Consider the following 16,083-nt stretch of genomic DNA (forward strand, 5'->3'; position numbering starts at 1 on the left):
TTTGTCACAGAATTGACACAAACCACTTCTAACTTATTTTGTTTTGAACGGTGCAGGTGCTTCAGTCAAAATATCAAAATAATACTTAATATTTTCACATATTCTCTTAGATGCTAAGCCATCACCATATGGATTTTGAGCAATGCTCATGCTTTCATATGAAGATTGATCATTTAATAGTTTTTTCGTTTCGTTGTAGACATCCTCTTCTTCTACGCCAACTAGTTTTAACGTACCAGCTTCCACCCCTTCTGGGCGCTCAGTTGTATCTCTCAATACAAGGACTGGCTTCCCAAGTGAAGGTGCTTCTTCTTGTACACCGCCAGAATCAGTAAGAATCAAATGAGAATTTGCCGCAAAGTTATGAAAATCAATAACTTCTAATGGCTCTATTAGTTCGATACGATTATGATCACTTAATAATTGTCCAGCTATATCTCTGACCTTTGGATTTTTATGCATTGGGTATACAACGACAACATCTTCATGCTCTTCAACAATACGTCTAACAGCTTTGAAGATATTTTCCATTGGTTTACCAATATTTTCGCGTCTATGCGCTGTTAACAACACGATGCGTTTATCTTTATGGCGGTTAATGATTTCACTTTCGTAATTTTCACTAACCGTTGTTGATAATGCATCAATAGCTGTATTACCTGTAACAACAATAGATTCGTCTTTTTTATTTTCTTGAAGTAAATTATGTTTAGACTGATCAGTTGGTGAGAAGTGTAAATCAGCAAGGACCCCCGTCATTTGTCGATTCATTTCTTCTGGGAATGGAGAATACTTATTCCAAGTTCTTAAGCCTGCTTCAACGTGTCCAATTGCGACTTCGTTATAAAAAGCAGCTAAGCTACCAGCAAAAGTAGTAGTTGTATCTCCATGTACCAATATCATATCTGGTTTCGCTTCTTGAATAACACTTTCAAGTCCACCTAGCACTCTAGAAGTTACTTCAGAAAGTGTTTGCCCTTGTTTCATGATATTCAAATCATAATCTGGTGTGATATCAAATGTTTCAAGAACTGAGTCCAGCATTTCTCTATGCTGTGCAGTCACAACTACAATTGGTTGTAACTCCGGATCATTTTTCAGTTCTGAAACCAAAGGTGCCATTTTAATAGCTTCAGGTCGCGTACCAAATATCGTCATAATTTTCTTCATTGTAATAAAATCCTCCTATTATTATTTAGTGCCAAACAGACGGTCGCCTGCATCACCAAGTCCTGGTGTAATGTATGCATGCTCGTCTAATTTTTCATCTAAAGCGGCAATATATATATCTACATCTTCATGTGCTTCTTGTAGTGCCTTAACCCCTTCAGGTGCAGCAACTAATCCCATAAAGCGGATTTTAGTAGCGCCACGATTTTTTAATGATTGAATAGCTTCAATCGCAGATGCACCTGTAGCAAGCATAGGATCTACTACAATAATTTCACGTTCTTCAATATCTTGAGGTAACTTAACAAAATACTCTATTGCTTCAAGTGTTTCTGGGTCACGATATAAACCAACGTGGCCAACTCTCGCAGCAGGTACAAGTTTCATAATACCGTCTGTCATACCAAGACCAGCACGTAAAATAGGAATGAGCGCTAATTTCTTACCTGATAATCTTTGCGCTGTCATTTTTGTAACAGGTGTTTCAATTTCTACGTCTTTTAAATCAAAATCTCTTGTAACTTCATAAGCCATAAGCATGCCTACTTCGTCAACAAGCTCTCTAAATTCCTTTGTTCCAGTTTTTTTATCACGAATATAGCTCAATTTATGTTGAATGAGCGGGTGATTAAAAACATGTACTTTACCCATAAGGCAATCCTCCAATAACTATTATTTGTTGTAAAGTGGGAACTTAGAAGTTAATGATAATACACGTTCATGTGCTTCTTTTAATGTTGTTTCATCTTCAGGATTTTTTAGCACTGTCGCCATTATTCTACCAACTTCTTCCATTGCACTTTCATCAAATCCACGAGATGTAACAGCTGGTGTACCTAATCGAATACCACTTGTTACGAAAGGCTTTTCTTGATCAAATGGTATTGTATTTTTATTACAAGTTATGCCTACTTCATCTAAAGCATTTTCAGCAATTTTTCCTGTAATACCAAGAGAACCTTTAACATCGACACAGATTAAATGGTTATCTGTTCCACCAGATACAATACGTAAACCTTCTTCTTCTAGTGTAGCAGCTAACTTTTGAGCATTCTTAATCACTTGTTTTTGGTAATCTTTAAATTCTGGTTCTAATGCTTCACCAAATGATACAGCTTTACCTGCAATGACATGCATTAATGGACCACCTTGGATACCAGGGAAAATGATTTTATCGATTTCTTTAGCATATTCTTCTTTACAGAAAATCATGCCACCACGAGGTCCTCTAAGTGTCTTGTGCGTCGTAGTTGTAACAAAGTCAGCATATTCTACTGGGTTTTGGTGTAATCCAGCAGCAACTAAACCAGCGATATGAGCCATATCTACCATTAATTTAGCGCCTACTTCATCTGCAATTTCTTTGAAACGTTTGAAATCAATTCCTCTTGGATAAGCAGAAGCACCAGCAACTATTAATTTTGGTTGAGTTTCTTTAGCTACTCTTAAAACTTCATCATAGTCAATTTGTTCATTTTCTTTAGACACGCCATACTCCACAAAGTTATATAGTTTACCACTAAAGTTAACTTTAGCTCCGTGAGTTAAATGTCCACCATGACTTAAATTCATTCCAAGTACAGTATCACCTGGTTCTAAAGCAACAAAATACACAGCCATATTTGCTTGTGAACCAGAATGTGGTTGTACGTTAACATGGTCTCCACCGAAGATTTCTTTTGCGCGTTCTCTCGCTATATCTTCTACGATATCAACATGCTCACAACCACCATAATAACGACGACCAGGGTAACCTTCTGCGTATTTATTAGTTAATACAGAACCTTGAGCTTCCATCACCGCTTCAGAAACAAAGTTCTCAGACGCGATTAATTCTATGTTGTTATTTTGTCTGTCGAACTCTTTTTCCATTGCTTCGAAAAGTTTTTCGTCTTGCTTTTTAATAAATGACATGTACAATCCCTCGCTTTTAAGAATTTAATACTTTGCTCTTTCACCGCCAATTAATTTTGGACGGCTTGTTGCTACTGTTACTACTGCTTCACCGATTTGTCTAGTTTCAACTGATATCGGTACTGCTACATGCTTAATATGCATACCAATTAATGTTTGACCAATATCAATACCTTTATCGCATTTGATATGTTCAACTAATACAGGATCATCCATATGTTGATATGCATAGGTTGATAAGCTGCCTCCAGCATTCCGTTGTGGAACAACAGAAACCTCAGTCATTAAGTAGGGATCAAACAGTTCGCGTTCGATTGTAATAGCTCGATTTATATGTTCACAACCTTGAAATGCAAAATGAACACCTGTCTCTTTATGTATTGAATCAAGCGTTTCATACAATTCTTTCGCAATCTCTGCTGAACCATTCGAGCCTATTTTTGCCCCTCTAATCTCTGAAGTAGAACATCCTATAATACATAGTTCATTTTCATTAAAAAATTGTTTAGACTTAAGTTCATTAAATAATTGTATTAAATTATCTTTCATGAACAATCACCTTCAATTTTATCTATGCGTTTTTGATGTCTACCGCCTTCGAACTCGCTCGTCAACCAAGTTTTGACGATGAGAAGTGCTAATCCTTCACCGATGACACGTTGGCCTAATGCTAATACATTTGAATCATTGTGTTGTCTTGTTACTTCCGCAGTAAAAACATCATGCACAAGTGCACAACGTACCCCTTTTACTTTATTAGAAGCAATCGACATACCAATGCCAGTTCCACAAATTAAAATACCTTTATCGAAATTACCATTTGCTACATTTTCTGAAACAGGTTTAGCATAATCTGGATAATCCACTGATTCACCTTTATGTGTTCCAAAATCTTTATATTCAATGTTCATTTCTTCTAATAATTTTTTAATTGCTTCTTTGTATTCAAAGCCTCCATGGTCTGCTGCAATAGCTACTTTCATCTTCCCACCTCCCAATTTGTTTATACTTTCATATTATAACGTATTTTTCATGCGTGATATAGCTATTATACAAATTATTTGTATTCTTAATTACTCTGTAATAATTCGATTATCAATTTCTTAATTTCTTCATAAGTATTTCTATACACACCTATTTGCTGTCCAATTGGATCTACTACGTCTCCAGCTTTTCCACTCGAATAATGTTTTAATGAATCAATATTTTTATGTTCATACATGGATTGCAATATCGATTTGTGATTTTCTGTCATAGTCAAAATTAAATCTGCATCTAAATCTGCATCGCTAAATTGTTGCGCTGATTCAGGAATCGGTAAATTATTTTCCAATATAATATCCATTGATTGTTGAGATATCGGTGCACCGTTAAATGCTGAAATACCTCTCGAATGTATTTCGTAATCAGGCATCAAATCTTTAGCTATAGCTTCTGCTAATGGACTTCTACAAGTATTACCTGTACATACAAATATTATTTTCACAATTCATCTTCCCCTTTAAATCTATGTCCGCTTGCTTTATCTATTCTATTCATTAATGCAACAGTTTGATCTGTTCGTTCATAACCATTTATCAATATATGTTCAATATCATTTAATTGGTCTGCGATTCTTAATGCATCGTACAAATCATGATGAGCACCTTTAATATCATTTTTATTTTTTCCTAAAGGAATAAATTTAATGGTTTCAGGAACTAAATGCTCTATGCTTCTTGGACCAATAAAAGCTAGTTTTTTACTATTTAATAAATTAAGGTCGAGCGGTTTTGTTATACCACCCTCTATTAACGTTACTGGTTGAGAAGGTGCATAGTGCTGATATTTCATTCCTGGGGCAATTGGTTTATTTATATCTATTTTTTTATCTATAATACTATTCGGCAAAACCTCATTAATCATTTCAGCAGTTATAGACCCTGGTCTTGCTATTTTAAAAGGAAAAGTCGTACAATCTATTACTGTACTTTCTATTCCTTCATCTATATCTTCAGCTTGTATAATTCCATAAATCCTCGTATTTAAGTCATGTTTTACATGTTCAAATTTTGTAGGCGAAGGTCTCCCACTTAAATTTGCACTTGGAGCTGCAATTGGTAAATTGACTAATTGCAAAATCTCTCTTCCAATAGCATGACTAGGCATTCTTACAGCAACTGAATTCAACCCTCCCGTTACTCTATCATCTAAATATCCTGACTTATATGGAACGATAAATGAAATTGGACCTGGCCAAAAAGCATCCATCAACAATTCTGTTTCTTCTGAGATATTTTCAGTAAAATCTTTTAATTGATTTTTATTATGAATATGAACGATAAGTGGGTTATCAGATGGACGACCCTTAGCTTTATAAATATTTTTAATTGCTTCTTCGTCTTTTGCATTTGCTCCTAATCCATATACTGTTTCCGTCGGCAAAGCTATAAGTTGATTTTGACGGTAACCATCTATAATCTGATTGATGTGTGGATAACTAGCTAAGTTATGAACAAACTTACGCACATCCCAAACATATGTTTCCAAGGCTATACTTCCCTTCCTCATCGTATTTACTGTATACAAATAAAAGTTATACACATTTTGTGGATAACTCAACCCTTTTGTGCATAACTTATTAACAACCCATCCAATTAAATTGTATCATACGATTCTTTTGATTTATATCTTTGATAATTGCCAAATTTTTAACTTTATAGTGTTCATGAATATATGATTTTAAAATTTCACCTTGTAAATGACCGATTTCAAATATGACTAGTCCATCTTTTTTCATCACTTTATCTAAATCATTTAGTATGCGTTTGTAAATAGCTAAACCATTGTTTTGTGTGAATAAAGCAAGGTGTGGTTCATATTCCAGTACGGTTTCTGACATTTCTACTTTTTCTTCGTAGCTTATATAAGGTGGGTTTGATAAAAGTACATCGATTTTAATGCCATTATTAATCAGAGGTTTCAAAGCATCGCCTTGAAGAAACTCAATTTCTGCTTGATTTAATCGAGCATTTTCTTTCGCGACTTTTAATGCATCATCGCTAATATCAGTTGCAATAACATTTAAATTAGTACGCTCCTTCTTTAAGCTAATTGCAATAGCCCCTGTGCCTGTTCCAATATCGCAAACTGTTTGTTCGTGTTGATTTATAGTATTTAATGTTCGCAAAACTAATTCCTCAGTTTCAGGTCTAGGGATTAGTACATCATTATTTACTATAAATTTTCGTCCATAGAACTCAGCAAATCCAACGATGTACTGTACGGGTTCCCCTAAATACATTCGTTCTCTATAAGTCAAAAATTTTTTAAGTATATTATCTGGTACTGGCTCTTGTTGTTTTAAAAGGATTTGTGTTCTGGACAAACCAGATATGTCTTCTAATAGCCAATCAGCACGAGAAGTTTCTAACCCTCGTGCTGATAAAGCTTTATATGTTTCAGTTAATAATGTATGAAAATTATAATTCTCCATTGTTTAAATCTTCCAATTTCTCTGTTTGTTCATGCATCGTTAACGCATCTATAATTTCACCAATTTTACCGTCCATTATTTGATCTAATTTTTGAATTGTTAAACCTATACGATGGTCAGTAACTCTGTTTTGTGGGTAATTATATGTTCTAATACGTTCAGAACGGTCACCTGTCCCAACAGCTGATTTCCTTTTTTCAGCATATTTGGCATGTTCTTCACGAACCATCATATCAAAAACTCTTGCTTTTAATACTTTTAGTGCTTTTTCACGGTTTTTAATTTGTGATTTTTCAGAAGATGTTGCAATAATACCTGTAGGTACGTGTGTAATTCGCACGGCTGAGTCAGTCGTGTTAACGTGCTGACCACCTGCACCACTAGAACGATAAGTTTCAATTTTCAAATCTTCACTACGAATATCAACTTCCACGTCTTCAGCCTCTGGTAATATAGCAACAGTCGCAGTTGAAGTATGAACTCTACCACCTGATTCAGTTTCTGGAACACGTTGCACACGGTGTGCACCATTTTCATATTTTAATTTACTAAACGCACCAGTCCCTTGAACAGAAAAACTGATTTCCTTATAACCACCATGATCGCTTGGGTTTTCTTCTACTACGTCTATTTTGTATCCTTCCATTTCAGCAAAACGAGAATACATTCTAAATAAATCTCCAGCAAATATTGCTGCTTCATCTCCACCTGCTGCACCACGTATCTCAACGATTACGTTTTTCTCATCATTTGGATCTTTCGGAATAAGTAAGAACTTCAACTCTGACTCTAATTCTGGGATGCGATCAGTTAAACTGTTAATTTCATCTTTTAACATTTCTTGATCGTCTTTGTCATCTGTTTCTTCTAGCATTACTTTCGCGTCTTCGATATCAGTTTTCACTGATTTATATGTTCGATAAACGTCTACTGTTTTTTGTAAATCAGATTGTTCTTTAGAATATTCTCTAAGCTTATCCGTATCAGATACAACATCAGGATCACTCAATAGCTCGTTAAGTTGTTCATATCTATTTTCTACGATTTCTAATTGATCAAACATTTATATCACTCCTTGTTTCTGTTCTTATAATATGATGATCCCTACATCTCGGTTCATAACTTTCATCTGCCCCTACTAAAATAATAGGATCATTAATATGAGCGGGTTCCCCGTTAATAAGCCTTTGTGTGCGACTGGAAGGTGATCCACAAACAGCACAAACAGCCTGTAATTTAGTTACGATTTCAGCGACTGCCATCATTTCAGGCATAGGTTCAAAGGGCACACCTTTGAAATCCATATCCAGTCCTGCTACAACTACACGATAGCCTTCTTCGGCTAATTTTTGTGCAACTGCAACGATTTCATTGTCAAAAAATTGAACTTCGTCAATACCAATTATATCAATACCTTGTAAATCGTGCTTTAAAATTTCACTTGAATGTTCAATGCTTATAGCATCTAATTGATTACCGTTATGAGACACGACTGCTTGTTCACTATAACGATTGTCGATAGCCGGTTTAAATACTTTAACATCTTGTTTAGCATACAAACCTCTTCTGAGCCGTCTAATTAGTTCTTCAGATTTACCACTAAACATACTTCCGCAAATACATTCTATCCAACCGGAATGGTAATTTTCGTACATATTACTTGTCCACCTTTTTCAACATAATCGCTTAATTATATCATATTATAAATTTCTGTTCTTAATTTTTACAAAAAAAAGCACCCTTTAAAAAAGGATGCTTGATGCGCTTCATGATTAGTTGTTTGATTTGAAACCAAATTTTTTGTTGAAGCGTTCCACACGACCATCCGCAGATGCGAATTTTTGACGTCCAGTATAGAATGGATGTGAATCAGAAGAGATATCTAAACGGATAACTGGGTATTCGTTGCCATCTTCCCATTCCATTGTTTCACTAGAAGTACGAGTAGAACCACTTAAAAATTTGAAGTCTGTAGTCGTATCTAAAAAGATTACTTTATGATACTCTGGATGAATTCCTTGTTTCATTTCTTTCAGCTCCTTTGCCCTGAACCATCTGGAACAGAGTTTATTTGTGACTTATTCACTCAATACTTACATATTATATATGTTGAGTAATTAAATTGCAACCTTAAATTTTATATGATGGACTTGCCAGTTTTAGCACTTTCTAACATAGATTTTCTTAAAACTTCAAAGAACTCTTCATTAGTTTTTGTGCGTTTTAATTTTCTTATAAAACGTTCTGCAAAATCATTTTGGTCCGTAAATAGGTTTCTTAACTGCCATACCATTTCTAATTCTTTTGGATCAAGTAACAATTCTTCTTTACGTGTTGAACTTCTTCTTATGTCAATTGCAGGGAATACTCGTTTCTCTGATAATTTACGATCTAAATGAAGTTCCATGTTACCTGTACCTTTAAATTCTTCATAAATCATATCATCCATGCGTGAACCAGTTTCAACAAGTGCAGTTGCTAAAATTGTTAAACTACCACCCGCTTCAATATTTCTTGCAGCGCCGAAGAAATGTTTAGGTCTGTGTAAAGATGCTGGATCTAAACCACCGGATAAAGTTCTACCACTTGGTGGAATAACTAAGTTATATGCACGTGCTAATCTCGTTAATGAATCCATTAAAATGATTACGTCTTCACCAATTTCAACAAGTCGCTTAGCGCGTTCTAATAACAACTCAGCTACTTTTACATGGTGTTCTGGCGGCTCATCAAAAGTAGAATTCACTACTTCTGCTTGTTCTACAGATCTCTCAATATCTGTAACCTCTTCAGGTCGTTCTCCAATTAATAATACAAATAATTTCGCATTAGGTTGATTTATTGCAATAGCATTAGCGATTTCTTTTAATAATGATGTTTTACCTGCTTTAGGAGGGGCAACTATCATTCCACGTTGTCCAAGACCAATTGGTGTAATTAAATCCATAATTCTTGTTGAATAATTTTTTTCTGTTGTTTCTAATTGGATACGTTCTTGTGGGTATAAAGGGGTTAACGCTTGAAAGTGTGGTCTTTTTTTAACTTCTTCTGCATTTTGATCATTCACAAAATCTACTTGTAATAGACCGTAATACTTTTCATTTTCCTTAGGTTTTCTAACTTTACCAGTTACTTTATCACCTTTTTTTATTTCAAAACGTCTTATTTGGCTAGCTGAGATGTAAATATCTTTCTCACCTTTAGAGTAGTTAACTGTTCTTAGGAAACCATATCCATCAGGTTGTATATCATCTAAAATGCCTTCCATATAATAGTTTCCGTCTTTCTCCATTTGTGCTTCCATAATGGCTAAGACAAGTTCTTTTTTATTTAATTTACTATAGCTACTGATTTTGAGTTCTTTAGCCTTAGATGTTAATTCTTTAGTTGTATAATTCTTGTATAATTCGTGAAACGATTCATACTGAGGACTTGTTCTGACTCTTTCTGCCATGATATTGACACCCATTTCTTAAAATCTATTTATTACTTTTACCCAGATTTACAATCTGCCATTAAACTATAGCATTTTTTTACGTTTAAGACAAAATATGTTGTGAACTTTAATTAAAAAATACTTTTATATGGTAAAATATACCTAAACATCTATATTTATCTCTTTTTATAGTAAAATTATACTAAAATTTGTTACTTCAATCGTGAAAATAGCTTAAAACATCAAGAAATAATACATTATTTTTGTAATTATAACTTAATTATACAATGTGAATTTACTCAATTTTGAACGTTAGTAGCTGTTAATTTCCAAATCCTAATTACTATTTATTAAAAAACCAGCAACTTTCTATTTTGATTAAGAAAGTTGCTGGTTTTAATATTCACAGGAATAATTTATCCTGTATCATTTTTATAATACTTATTTAAAGTAGCCTGGTATTGCTTTGACTTCTAGGAATTCTTCTATACCATAGTCTCCCCATTCTCTACCAATACCTGATTGTTTATAACCACCGAATGGTAAGTCAGGTTTTCTACCTGCGTCATTTAACTCGACAGTTCCTGCTTCGATTGATCTAGCTACTTTTCTAACTTGGTCTGTATCATTACCATAAACATAAGCTGCTAATCCGTATACTGTATCATTAGCAATTTCAATTGCTTCATCTAAATCTTTATAGGTAATGATTGTACCTACCGGACCGAATATTTCTTCTTGAGCAATTGTCATATCGTTTTTAACATCTGTAAACAATGTCGGTTTTATGAAATAACCTTTTTCTAGTCCTTCAGGTTTACCTACTCCACCTGCTGCTAGTGTTGCGCCTTCATCGATACCTTTTTGAATATAACTTTGTACTGTATCAAATTGTTTTTTAGAAATAACTGGACCAATATCTTGTCCTTTTTCTCTAGGATTACCAACTTTTACATTGTTTATAGCTTTTGTTGCAGCTTCTATAAATTCATCTTTAATACTTTCAGGTATAATTGTACGAGTTGCTGCTGTACAAACTTGACCAGTATTTAAAACAAATTTAGCTACTGCTCCTTTAGCTGCTTTTTCGACATCAACATCATCTAAAATAACTAATGGTGATTTACCACCTAATTCTAATGAAACTTTCTTGAAGTCTTGTGCAGCTTTTTCCATAATTTTTCTACCAGTTGGGCCTGAACCTGTAAATGACATCATGCGAACATCTGGATGCTCACTTAATGGATTACCTACACCTTCACCATCGCCATTTACTAAGTTGAATACACCTTTTGGTACTCCAGCTTTTTCAAATATTTCAGCTAAAATGATAGCTGCAAACGGCGTTTCTTCTGATGGTTTTAACACTACAGGTGAACCTGCTGCAAAAGCACCAGCTAATTTTAATGATGTTTGGTTAGTTGGGAAGTTCCATGGTGTAACTAAACCTGCAACACCAATACCTTCTTTAACAACTAAGTCATCACCACGACGTTCTTCAAATTCTATTCTATCTATCGCTTTACTTGCTTCTCTAAAATGATTTAATCCCATTTGATAATGAACTGATTCTGATTTTTCTATCGGTGAACCAAGTTCATCTGTCATTGCATCTATTAAATCTTCTTTTCTATTTTCATACTCATCAGCAATTCTTTCTAATAATGCTTTTCTTTCTTCTACTGATGTGTTTCTAAATTTTACATATACACTTTTTGCTGCTGCTACAGCATCGTCAACATCTTCTTTGTTACCTGCAGCAATCTTACCTGCAACTTCTTCAGTTGCTGGATTGATTACGTCAAGAGTTTGACCACTATGACTATCTACCCATTCGCCATTAATATATTGCTTTACATCTTGTCTCATATATTATCTTCTCCTTTATAGTCATTACATTATTTATTATAGTATGTTATACCCACTTTTTTAAAATAATGTGTTTATAGAAATAAAAAAAGAAGTAGGACAGGAATCTAATTTTCTAATCAGATTCCTATCCTACTCCTATTTTCGTATCTTAAACTTAAATAATTTTTAGATAAGTTTATAAAACAAAACACTGTTTTATGAATGGTTTTCCTCTAGTTCTACATTGCGTTGCGCCCACTCTTCTAATGGGACAAGTGCTTGCGCTAATTCGTAACCTTTGTTAGTAAGATGATATTCAACTGATAGAGGTGTTGTTGTCACAACTTTCTTTTCTACTAATCCCCATTCACTTAATTCAGTTAGTTTGAGGGATAAAGCTCTTGGTGTAATACGTTTCAAATCTCTCTTCATATCAGAAAAATGAGCTGCTTTGTCATTACAACGAGATAAATAATTGAGTATTAAACCATTCCAACTACGCCCGATAACTTTAAAAGTTTCTTCTAAGTATGGACACATTTCCATGTTACTCACCTCTTTTACTTCATACTCCTATATTACTACATTTTATATATAAAGTATATATTTTATACTCAAACTTCTTCAGTCCAAATATCTGCCCCTAAATGTTTTAATTTGTCTACTATACCACTATAACCTCTATAAATATGGTTAACATTATATACAGTTGTAACGTCTTCAGCAATTAATGCTGCAATTAATAATGATGCACCCGCTCTCAAATCACTAGCAGCCACACTGGCACCTGTAAGCTTTGATGGATAATATATAGCTGTTCCGTTTTCTAAATTAACTTTTGCACCCATTCGCAATAATTCATCAACATGTTTAAACCTTGCTGGGTAAATTGTTTCTACTACTTTACTTTGTCCTTTTGCTTTTAATAAAAGTGGTGTGAATGGTTGTTGTAAATCAGTAGCAAAACCTGGGTAAACTGATGTTTGAATGTCTACAGGTTTATATTCATCCCTACCTCTAATAATGATAGAGTCTTCTCCTAATTCAATCTCAGTACCCATTTCTTTTAATTTCGCAATCAGAGGTTCTAAATGTAGAGGGATGATGTTTTCAATCAATACTTCCTCTCCCATAGCAGCTGCTGCACACATATATGTTCCAGCTTCTATTCTATCAGGAATAATTGAGTGATTAGTTCCATGTAAATTCTCGACACCTTCAATTTTTAAAGTATCAGTACCTGCGCCTCTAATTTTTGCACCCATATTGTTTAACAACGTAGCAACATCTACTATTTCAGGTTCTTTAGCAGCATTTTCTATAACTGTTTTACCTTTAGCTAAGCATGCAGCTAACATGATATTAATAGTTGCTCCAACACTTACAACGTCCATGAAAATTTTTGCTCCAGTTAATTCTTCAGCAATTAAATACATAGCACCTTGTTCATTAGTTACCTTAGCACCTAAAGCTTCAAACCCTTTAATATGTTGATCGATTGGTCTCGGACCAAGCGGACAACCTCCTGGCAAACCAATTACACACTTTTTAAAACGTCCAAGCATTGCACCCATCATATAATAAGAAGCTCTTAATGATTGAACTTTATTATTAGGTAATGGTAGATTAACCGCATCACTTGAATCAACAACGATTTGATCACCATTTAATTCAGTTTTTATATTTAAATCTCCAAGCAGGCTCATTAATGTCTTAACATCTGAGATATCTGGCAAGCCGTCTAGAGTTACAACATCATTGGCCATTAAACTAGCAGGTATTAATGCAACCGCACTATTTTTGGCACCACTAATTTGGACTTTGCCATTTAGTTTTTTTCCGCCTTTGATTTTTATTACTTCTTGAGACATATGTTTACTCCTTTACTTCATCGTCTTAGAGAATGCATACTCTCTCAACATGAATAATATGATAATTAATTCCATTATATACTATTCAATAACATAAACGCAAAAACGTAAAAAGTAAATAGTAAGAAATAAATTCATAAAAAAAAGACCTTGAAAAAGGTCTTTTTTTAAATAAATTAAGCTTGGTTTGAAGTACCAAATTCTTGGATTTTACCTTGTACTGTTGCTTTAATCGCTTCACGAGCAGGTCCTAAATATTTACGTGGATCGTAAACTTCACTGTCGTTGTTTAACACTTCGCGAACTGCTTTAGCAGAAGCTATTTGGTTCTCAGTGTTAACGTTGATTTTAGCTGTACCGTATGAGATAGCTTTTTTGATATCGTGTGTTGGGATACCAGTACCACCGTGTAATACTAATGGTAAACCAGTTGAAGCACCGATTTCTTCCATTTCTTTAAATCCTAAGTTTGGTTCACCTTTGTAAGGTCCATGAACTGAACCTAGTGCTGGAGCTAATGTGTCGATACCAGTTCTTTCAACTAGTTCTTGACATTCTTTAGGGTCAGCATAGATAACACCTTCAGCGATTACGTCGTCTTCTTGTCCACCAACTGTTCCTAATTCCGCTTCAACAGAAACACCGTTAGCGTGAGCATATTCAACAACTTTTGACGTGATTTCAATATTTTCTTCAAATGAATGATGAGAAGCATCAATCATAACTGAAGTGAATCCAGCATCGATTGCTTCTTTACATTTGTCGAAACTTGAACCATGGTCTAAATGAATAGCTACAGGTACTGTAATGCTATAATCTTCAATTAATCCTTCAACCATTTTTACGACAGTTTTGAAACCGCCCATATAACGTGCAGCTCCTTCAGAAACACCTAAAATAACTGGTGCATTTTCTTCTTGAGTAGCTTGAAGAATCGCTTGTGTGAATTCTAAGTTATTTAAGTTGTATTGACCAACTGCATAACTATTTTCTTTCGCTTTAATTAACATTTCTTTCATTGAAACTAAAGGCATTGAGTTTCCTCCTATATGTGCAAGGCACGAATATTTACAAACTAATTATACCAAATTATTTTCATATTTGCATCTTTTGAAAGCCCTATCCTAAATGTTTTCTTACAATTTTCATAACTTCTTCAATTGTAAACGGCTTCATTAATACACCAGTTATATTGTCTTTAGTGAGCGTCTCTATATCTGTAGACGTTTGGAAAGCCGAAATGATATAAACTGGAACATCTGGATTTGTTTCTCTTATTTTAAATAAAACTTTTTCTCCTGATATACCCGGCATTCTTTTATCTATAAATATAAGTTTATATTCATTTTCGAGAAATTTATTTATACCTTCTTGGCCATTTTCAGCTGTATCAACATGATATTGATTTAACTCAAAAATTTCCTTTAATAATTGTCTTATATTTTTTTCATCATCTATAATAAGTACATCCATTGAAGATACCTCGCTTTTTATATAAAATAAATTTATTATCATTTAAAGGAGAATGCAATAGTGCTTAAAATTTTTAATACACAGCTGAACGGCATTTTTAGTAAAATAGATGCACAAGAAGAAGAAATCGCAATTGCTTCACAATTACTTATGCAAGCTGCTGGTGGTGAAGGTAAAATCCATATAAAAACTTTTGATGAGGCTAATCACCTTTCATCATTTATAACAGATAGCAAAGAAAGTTTGCCTCAATCTCAAACAATGTCTTCATTAACAGATATAGATTCCATCGATACAACGGATCGCGCTTTATTAATTGCACCATTCTTTACTGATGAATTAAATACTTGGATAGAGAAATTAACTGATAAAGATGTTGATTTTGTTGTTATAGCGAATAAAGACAAAGAAAATAAGACCCATGAAACTTTAATGCATTATATTGATTTATGTACACCACGACCAATCGTACCTACAGCTGATTACAGTAAAATTATAACACCACATATGATGGCAATAAATTACATACATTATATCATGTATGCTGAAATGTATGAGATTACTCAAGACTTAAATGAAGAAATATAATAAGCAAATGTTGCAAGACAAACGCCACGTGCAACTTAGAGCGTCGGAATGTTGTTAGACGAGGTCCACGTGCAACATAGAGCGTCAGAATGTTGCTAGACGAGCGTCACGTGCAACTTAGAGCGTCAGAATGTTGCTAGACAAGTGCCACGTGCAACATAGAGCGTCGGAATGTTGCTAGACAAGCGTCACGTGCAACTTAGAGCGTCGGAATGAGTCAAGTCCATATTTATGTGTAATATCTTTAGAAGTAATCAACCATTGGTTTTTTAGAATGTATTAACAAAATAAATCTGTTTGATTTT

At 34.1% G+C, this 16,083-nt stretch carries 18 protein-coding genes; 1 reads left to right on the top strand and 17 read right to left on the bottom strand.

Features of this window, described 5'->3' with window-relative positions; all coding sequences use genetic code 11:
* Nucleotides 1–33: 33 nt before the first annotated feature.
* From wecB to LQ615_RS11800, 17 genes are all read right to left on the bottom strand, one after another.
* Nucleotides 34–1,170: a non-hydrolyzing UDP-N-acetylglucosamine 2-epimerase gene (gene wecB / locus LQ615_RS11720; protein ID WP_064210830.1), complete on the bottom strand. Its 1,137-nt coding sequence runs from the start codon at nucleotides 1,168–1,170 to the stop codon at nucleotides 34–36.
* A 21-nt stretch (nucleotides 1,171–1,191) separates the two neighbouring features.
* Nucleotides 1,192–1,821 (bottom strand): uracil phosphoribosyltransferase, encoded by a 630-nt coding sequence (gene upp / locus LQ615_RS11725; protein ID WP_016998902.1) that lies wholly within the window; start codon nucleotides 1,819–1,821, stop codon nucleotides 1,192–1,194.
* 21 nt (nucleotides 1,822–1,842) lie between these two features.
* Nucleotides 1,843–3,084 carry a serine hydroxymethyltransferase gene (locus tag LQ615_RS11730; protein WP_239704102.1) on the bottom strand — a complete coding sequence of 414 codons (1,242 nt, stop codon included), beginning with the start codon at nucleotides 3,082–3,084 and terminating at the stop codon, nucleotides 1,843–1,845.
* Between the two features lie 24 nt (nucleotides 3,085–3,108).
* Nucleotides 3,109–3,633 carry a TIGR01440 family protein gene (locus LQ615_RS11735; protein ID WP_064204157.1) on the bottom strand — a complete coding sequence of 175 codons (525 nt, stop codon included), beginning with the start codon at nucleotides 3,631–3,633 and terminating at the stop codon, nucleotides 3,109–3,111.
* Nucleotides 3,630–4,067: a ribose 5-phosphate isomerase B gene (gene rpiB, locus LQ615_RS11740; protein ID WP_016998899.1), complete on the bottom strand. Its 438-nt coding sequence runs from the start codon at nucleotides 4,065–4,067 to the stop codon at nucleotides 3,630–3,632. Before rpiB ends, LQ615_RS11735 begins: the two co-directional genes overlap by 4 nt.
* Nucleotides 4,068–4,153: 86 nt before the next feature.
* On the bottom strand, nucleotides 4,154–4,570 hold the full coding sequence (locus LQ615_RS11745; RefSeq protein WP_239704103.1) for a low molecular weight protein arginine phosphatase: 417 nt from the start codon (nucleotides 4,568–4,570) through the stop codon (nucleotides 4,154–4,156).
* Nucleotides 4,567–5,613, bottom strand: coding sequence for an L-threonylcarbamoyladenylate synthase (locus tag LQ615_RS11750; RefSeq protein ID WP_103268936.1), 1,047 nt, complete (start codon nucleotides 5,611–5,613; stop codon nucleotides 4,567–4,569). Before LQ615_RS11750 ends, LQ615_RS11745 begins: the two co-directional genes overlap by 4 nt.
* A 91-nt stretch (nucleotides 5,614–5,704) precedes the next feature.
* Nucleotides 5,705–6,559 (bottom strand): peptide chain release factor N(5)-glutamine methyltransferase, encoded by an 855-nt coding sequence (prmC, locus tag LQ615_RS11755; RefSeq protein WP_239704104.1) that lies wholly within the window; start codon nucleotides 6,557–6,559, stop codon nucleotides 5,705–5,707.
* A complete protein-coding gene (gene prfA / locus LQ615_RS11760; protein WP_016998895.1) occupies nucleotides 6,546–7,622 on the bottom strand; it encodes a peptide chain release factor 1 in 1,077 nt (358 codons plus the stop codon). Before prfA ends, prmC begins: the two co-directional genes overlap by 14 nt.
* Nucleotides 7,615–8,214 carry a thymidine kinase gene (locus LQ615_RS11765; protein WP_016998894.1) on the bottom strand — a complete coding sequence of 200 codons (600 nt, stop codon included), beginning with the start codon at nucleotides 8,212–8,214 and terminating at the stop codon, nucleotides 7,615–7,617. The genes prfA and LQ615_RS11765 overlap by 8 nt, the downstream gene beginning before the upstream one ends.
* Nucleotides 8,215–8,331: 117 nt before the next feature.
* Nucleotides 8,332–8,586 (bottom strand): type B 50S ribosomal protein L31, encoded by a 255-nt coding sequence (locus tag LQ615_RS11770; RefSeq protein ID WP_016998893.1) that lies wholly within the window; start codon nucleotides 8,584–8,586, stop codon nucleotides 8,332–8,334.
* A gap of 110 nt (nucleotides 8,587–8,696) precedes the next feature.
* A complete protein-coding gene (rho, locus tag LQ615_RS11775) occupies nucleotides 8,697–10,013 on the bottom strand; it encodes a transcription termination factor Rho (protein WP_064204158.1) in 1,317 nt (438 codons plus the stop codon).
* A 423-nt stretch (nucleotides 10,014–10,436) separates the two neighbouring features.
* Nucleotides 10,437–11,864, bottom strand: a complete 1,428-nt coding sequence (locus tag LQ615_RS11780; RefSeq protein WP_016998892.1) for an aldehyde dehydrogenase family protein — start codon at nucleotides 11,862–11,864, stop codon at nucleotides 10,437–10,439.
* Nucleotides 11,865–12,062: 198 nt separating this feature from the next.
* Nucleotides 12,063–12,392, bottom strand: a complete 330-nt coding sequence (locus tag LQ615_RS11785; protein WP_016998891.1) for a winged helix-turn-helix transcriptional regulator — start codon at nucleotides 12,390–12,392, stop codon at nucleotides 12,063–12,065.
* Between the two features lie 68 nt (nucleotides 12,393–12,460).
* Nucleotides 12,461–13,717, bottom strand: coding sequence for a UDP-N-acetylglucosamine 1-carboxyvinyltransferase (locus LQ615_RS11790; protein WP_239704105.1), 1,257 nt, complete (start codon nucleotides 13,715–13,717; stop codon nucleotides 12,461–12,463).
* Between the two features lie 176 nt (nucleotides 13,718–13,893).
* Nucleotides 13,894–14,751 carry a class IIb fructose-bisphosphate aldolase FdaB gene (fdaB, locus tag LQ615_RS11795; protein ID WP_016998889.1) on the bottom strand — a complete coding sequence of 286 codons (858 nt, stop codon included), beginning with the start codon at nucleotides 14,749–14,751 and terminating at the stop codon, nucleotides 13,894–13,896.
* Between the two features lie 85 nt (nucleotides 14,752–14,836).
* Nucleotides 14,837–15,190: a response regulator gene (locus LQ615_RS11800; RefSeq protein WP_016998888.1), complete on the bottom strand. Its 354-nt coding sequence runs from the start codon at nucleotides 15,188–15,190 to the stop codon at nucleotides 14,837–14,839.
* Nucleotides 15,191–15,250: 60 nt separating this feature from the next.
* Between LQ615_RS11800 and LQ615_RS11805 the strand changes: the two genes are divergently transcribed.
* Complete coding sequence (locus LQ615_RS11805; protein ID WP_239704106.1) at nucleotides 15,251–15,778, top strand: DUF2529 family protein; 528 nt, start codon at nucleotides 15,251–15,253, stop codon at nucleotides 15,776–15,778.
* Nucleotides 15,779–16,083 lie beyond the last annotated feature (305 nt).

Source organism: Mammaliicoccus sp. C-M13 (genome assembly GCF_022386845.1).
Taxonomy (GTDB): domain Bacteria; phylum Bacillota; class Bacilli; order Staphylococcales; family Staphylococcaceae; genus Mammaliicoccus; species Mammaliicoccus lentus.

Coding starts and splice junctions, on each gene's coding strand:
- wecB (WP_064210830.1), bottom strand. CDS start 1,170: ATGAAGAAAATTATGACGATATTTGGTACGCGACCTGAAGCTATTAAA.
- upp (WP_016998902.1), bottom strand. CDS start 1,821: ATGGGTAAAGTACATGTTTTTAATCACCCGCTCATTCAACATAAATTG.
- LQ615_RS11730 (WP_239704102.1), bottom strand. CDS start 3,084: ATGTCATTTATTAAAAAGCAAGACGAAAAACTTTTCGAAGCAATGGAA.
- LQ615_RS11735 (WP_064204157.1), bottom strand. CDS start 3,633: ATGAAAGATAATTTAATACAATTATTTAATGAACTTAAGTCTAAACAA.
- rpiB (WP_016998899.1), bottom strand. CDS start 4,067: ATGAAAGTAGCTATTGCAGCAGACCATGGAGGCTTTGAATACAAAGAA.
- prmC (WP_239704104.1), bottom strand. CDS start 6,559: ATGGAGAATTATAATTTTCATACATTATTAACTGAAACATATAAAGCT.
- prfA (WP_016998895.1), bottom strand. CDS start 7,622: ATGTTTGATCAATTAGAAATCGTAGAAAATAGATATGAACAACTTAAC.
- LQ615_RS11765 (WP_016998894.1), bottom strand. CDS start 8,214: ATGTACGAAAATTACCATTCCGGTTGGATAGAATGTATTTGCGGAAGT.
- LQ615_RS11770 (WP_016998893.1), bottom strand. CDS start 8,586: ATGAAACAAGGAATTCATCCAGAGTATCATAAAGTAATCTTTTTAGAT.
- rho (WP_064204158.1), bottom strand. CDS start 10,013: ATGGCAGAAAGAGTCAGAACAAGTCCTCAGTATGAATCGTTTCACGAA.
- LQ615_RS11780 (WP_016998892.1), bottom strand. CDS start 11,864: ATGAGACAAGATGTAAAGCAATATATTAATGGCGAATGGGTAGATAGT.
- LQ615_RS11785 (WP_016998891.1), bottom strand. CDS start 12,392: ATGGAAATGTGTCCATACTTAGAAGAAACTTTTAAAGTTATCGGGCGT.
- LQ615_RS11790 (WP_239704105.1), bottom strand. CDS start 13,717: ATGTCTCAAGAAGTAATAAAAATCAAAGGCGGAAAAAAACTAAATGGC.
- fdaB (WP_016998889.1), bottom strand. CDS start 14,751: ATGCCTTTAGTTTCAATGAAAGAAATGTTAATTAAAGCGAAAGAAAAT.
- LQ615_RS11800 (WP_016998888.1), bottom strand. CDS start 15,190: ATGGATGTACTTATTATAGATGATGAAAAAAATATAAGACAATTATTA.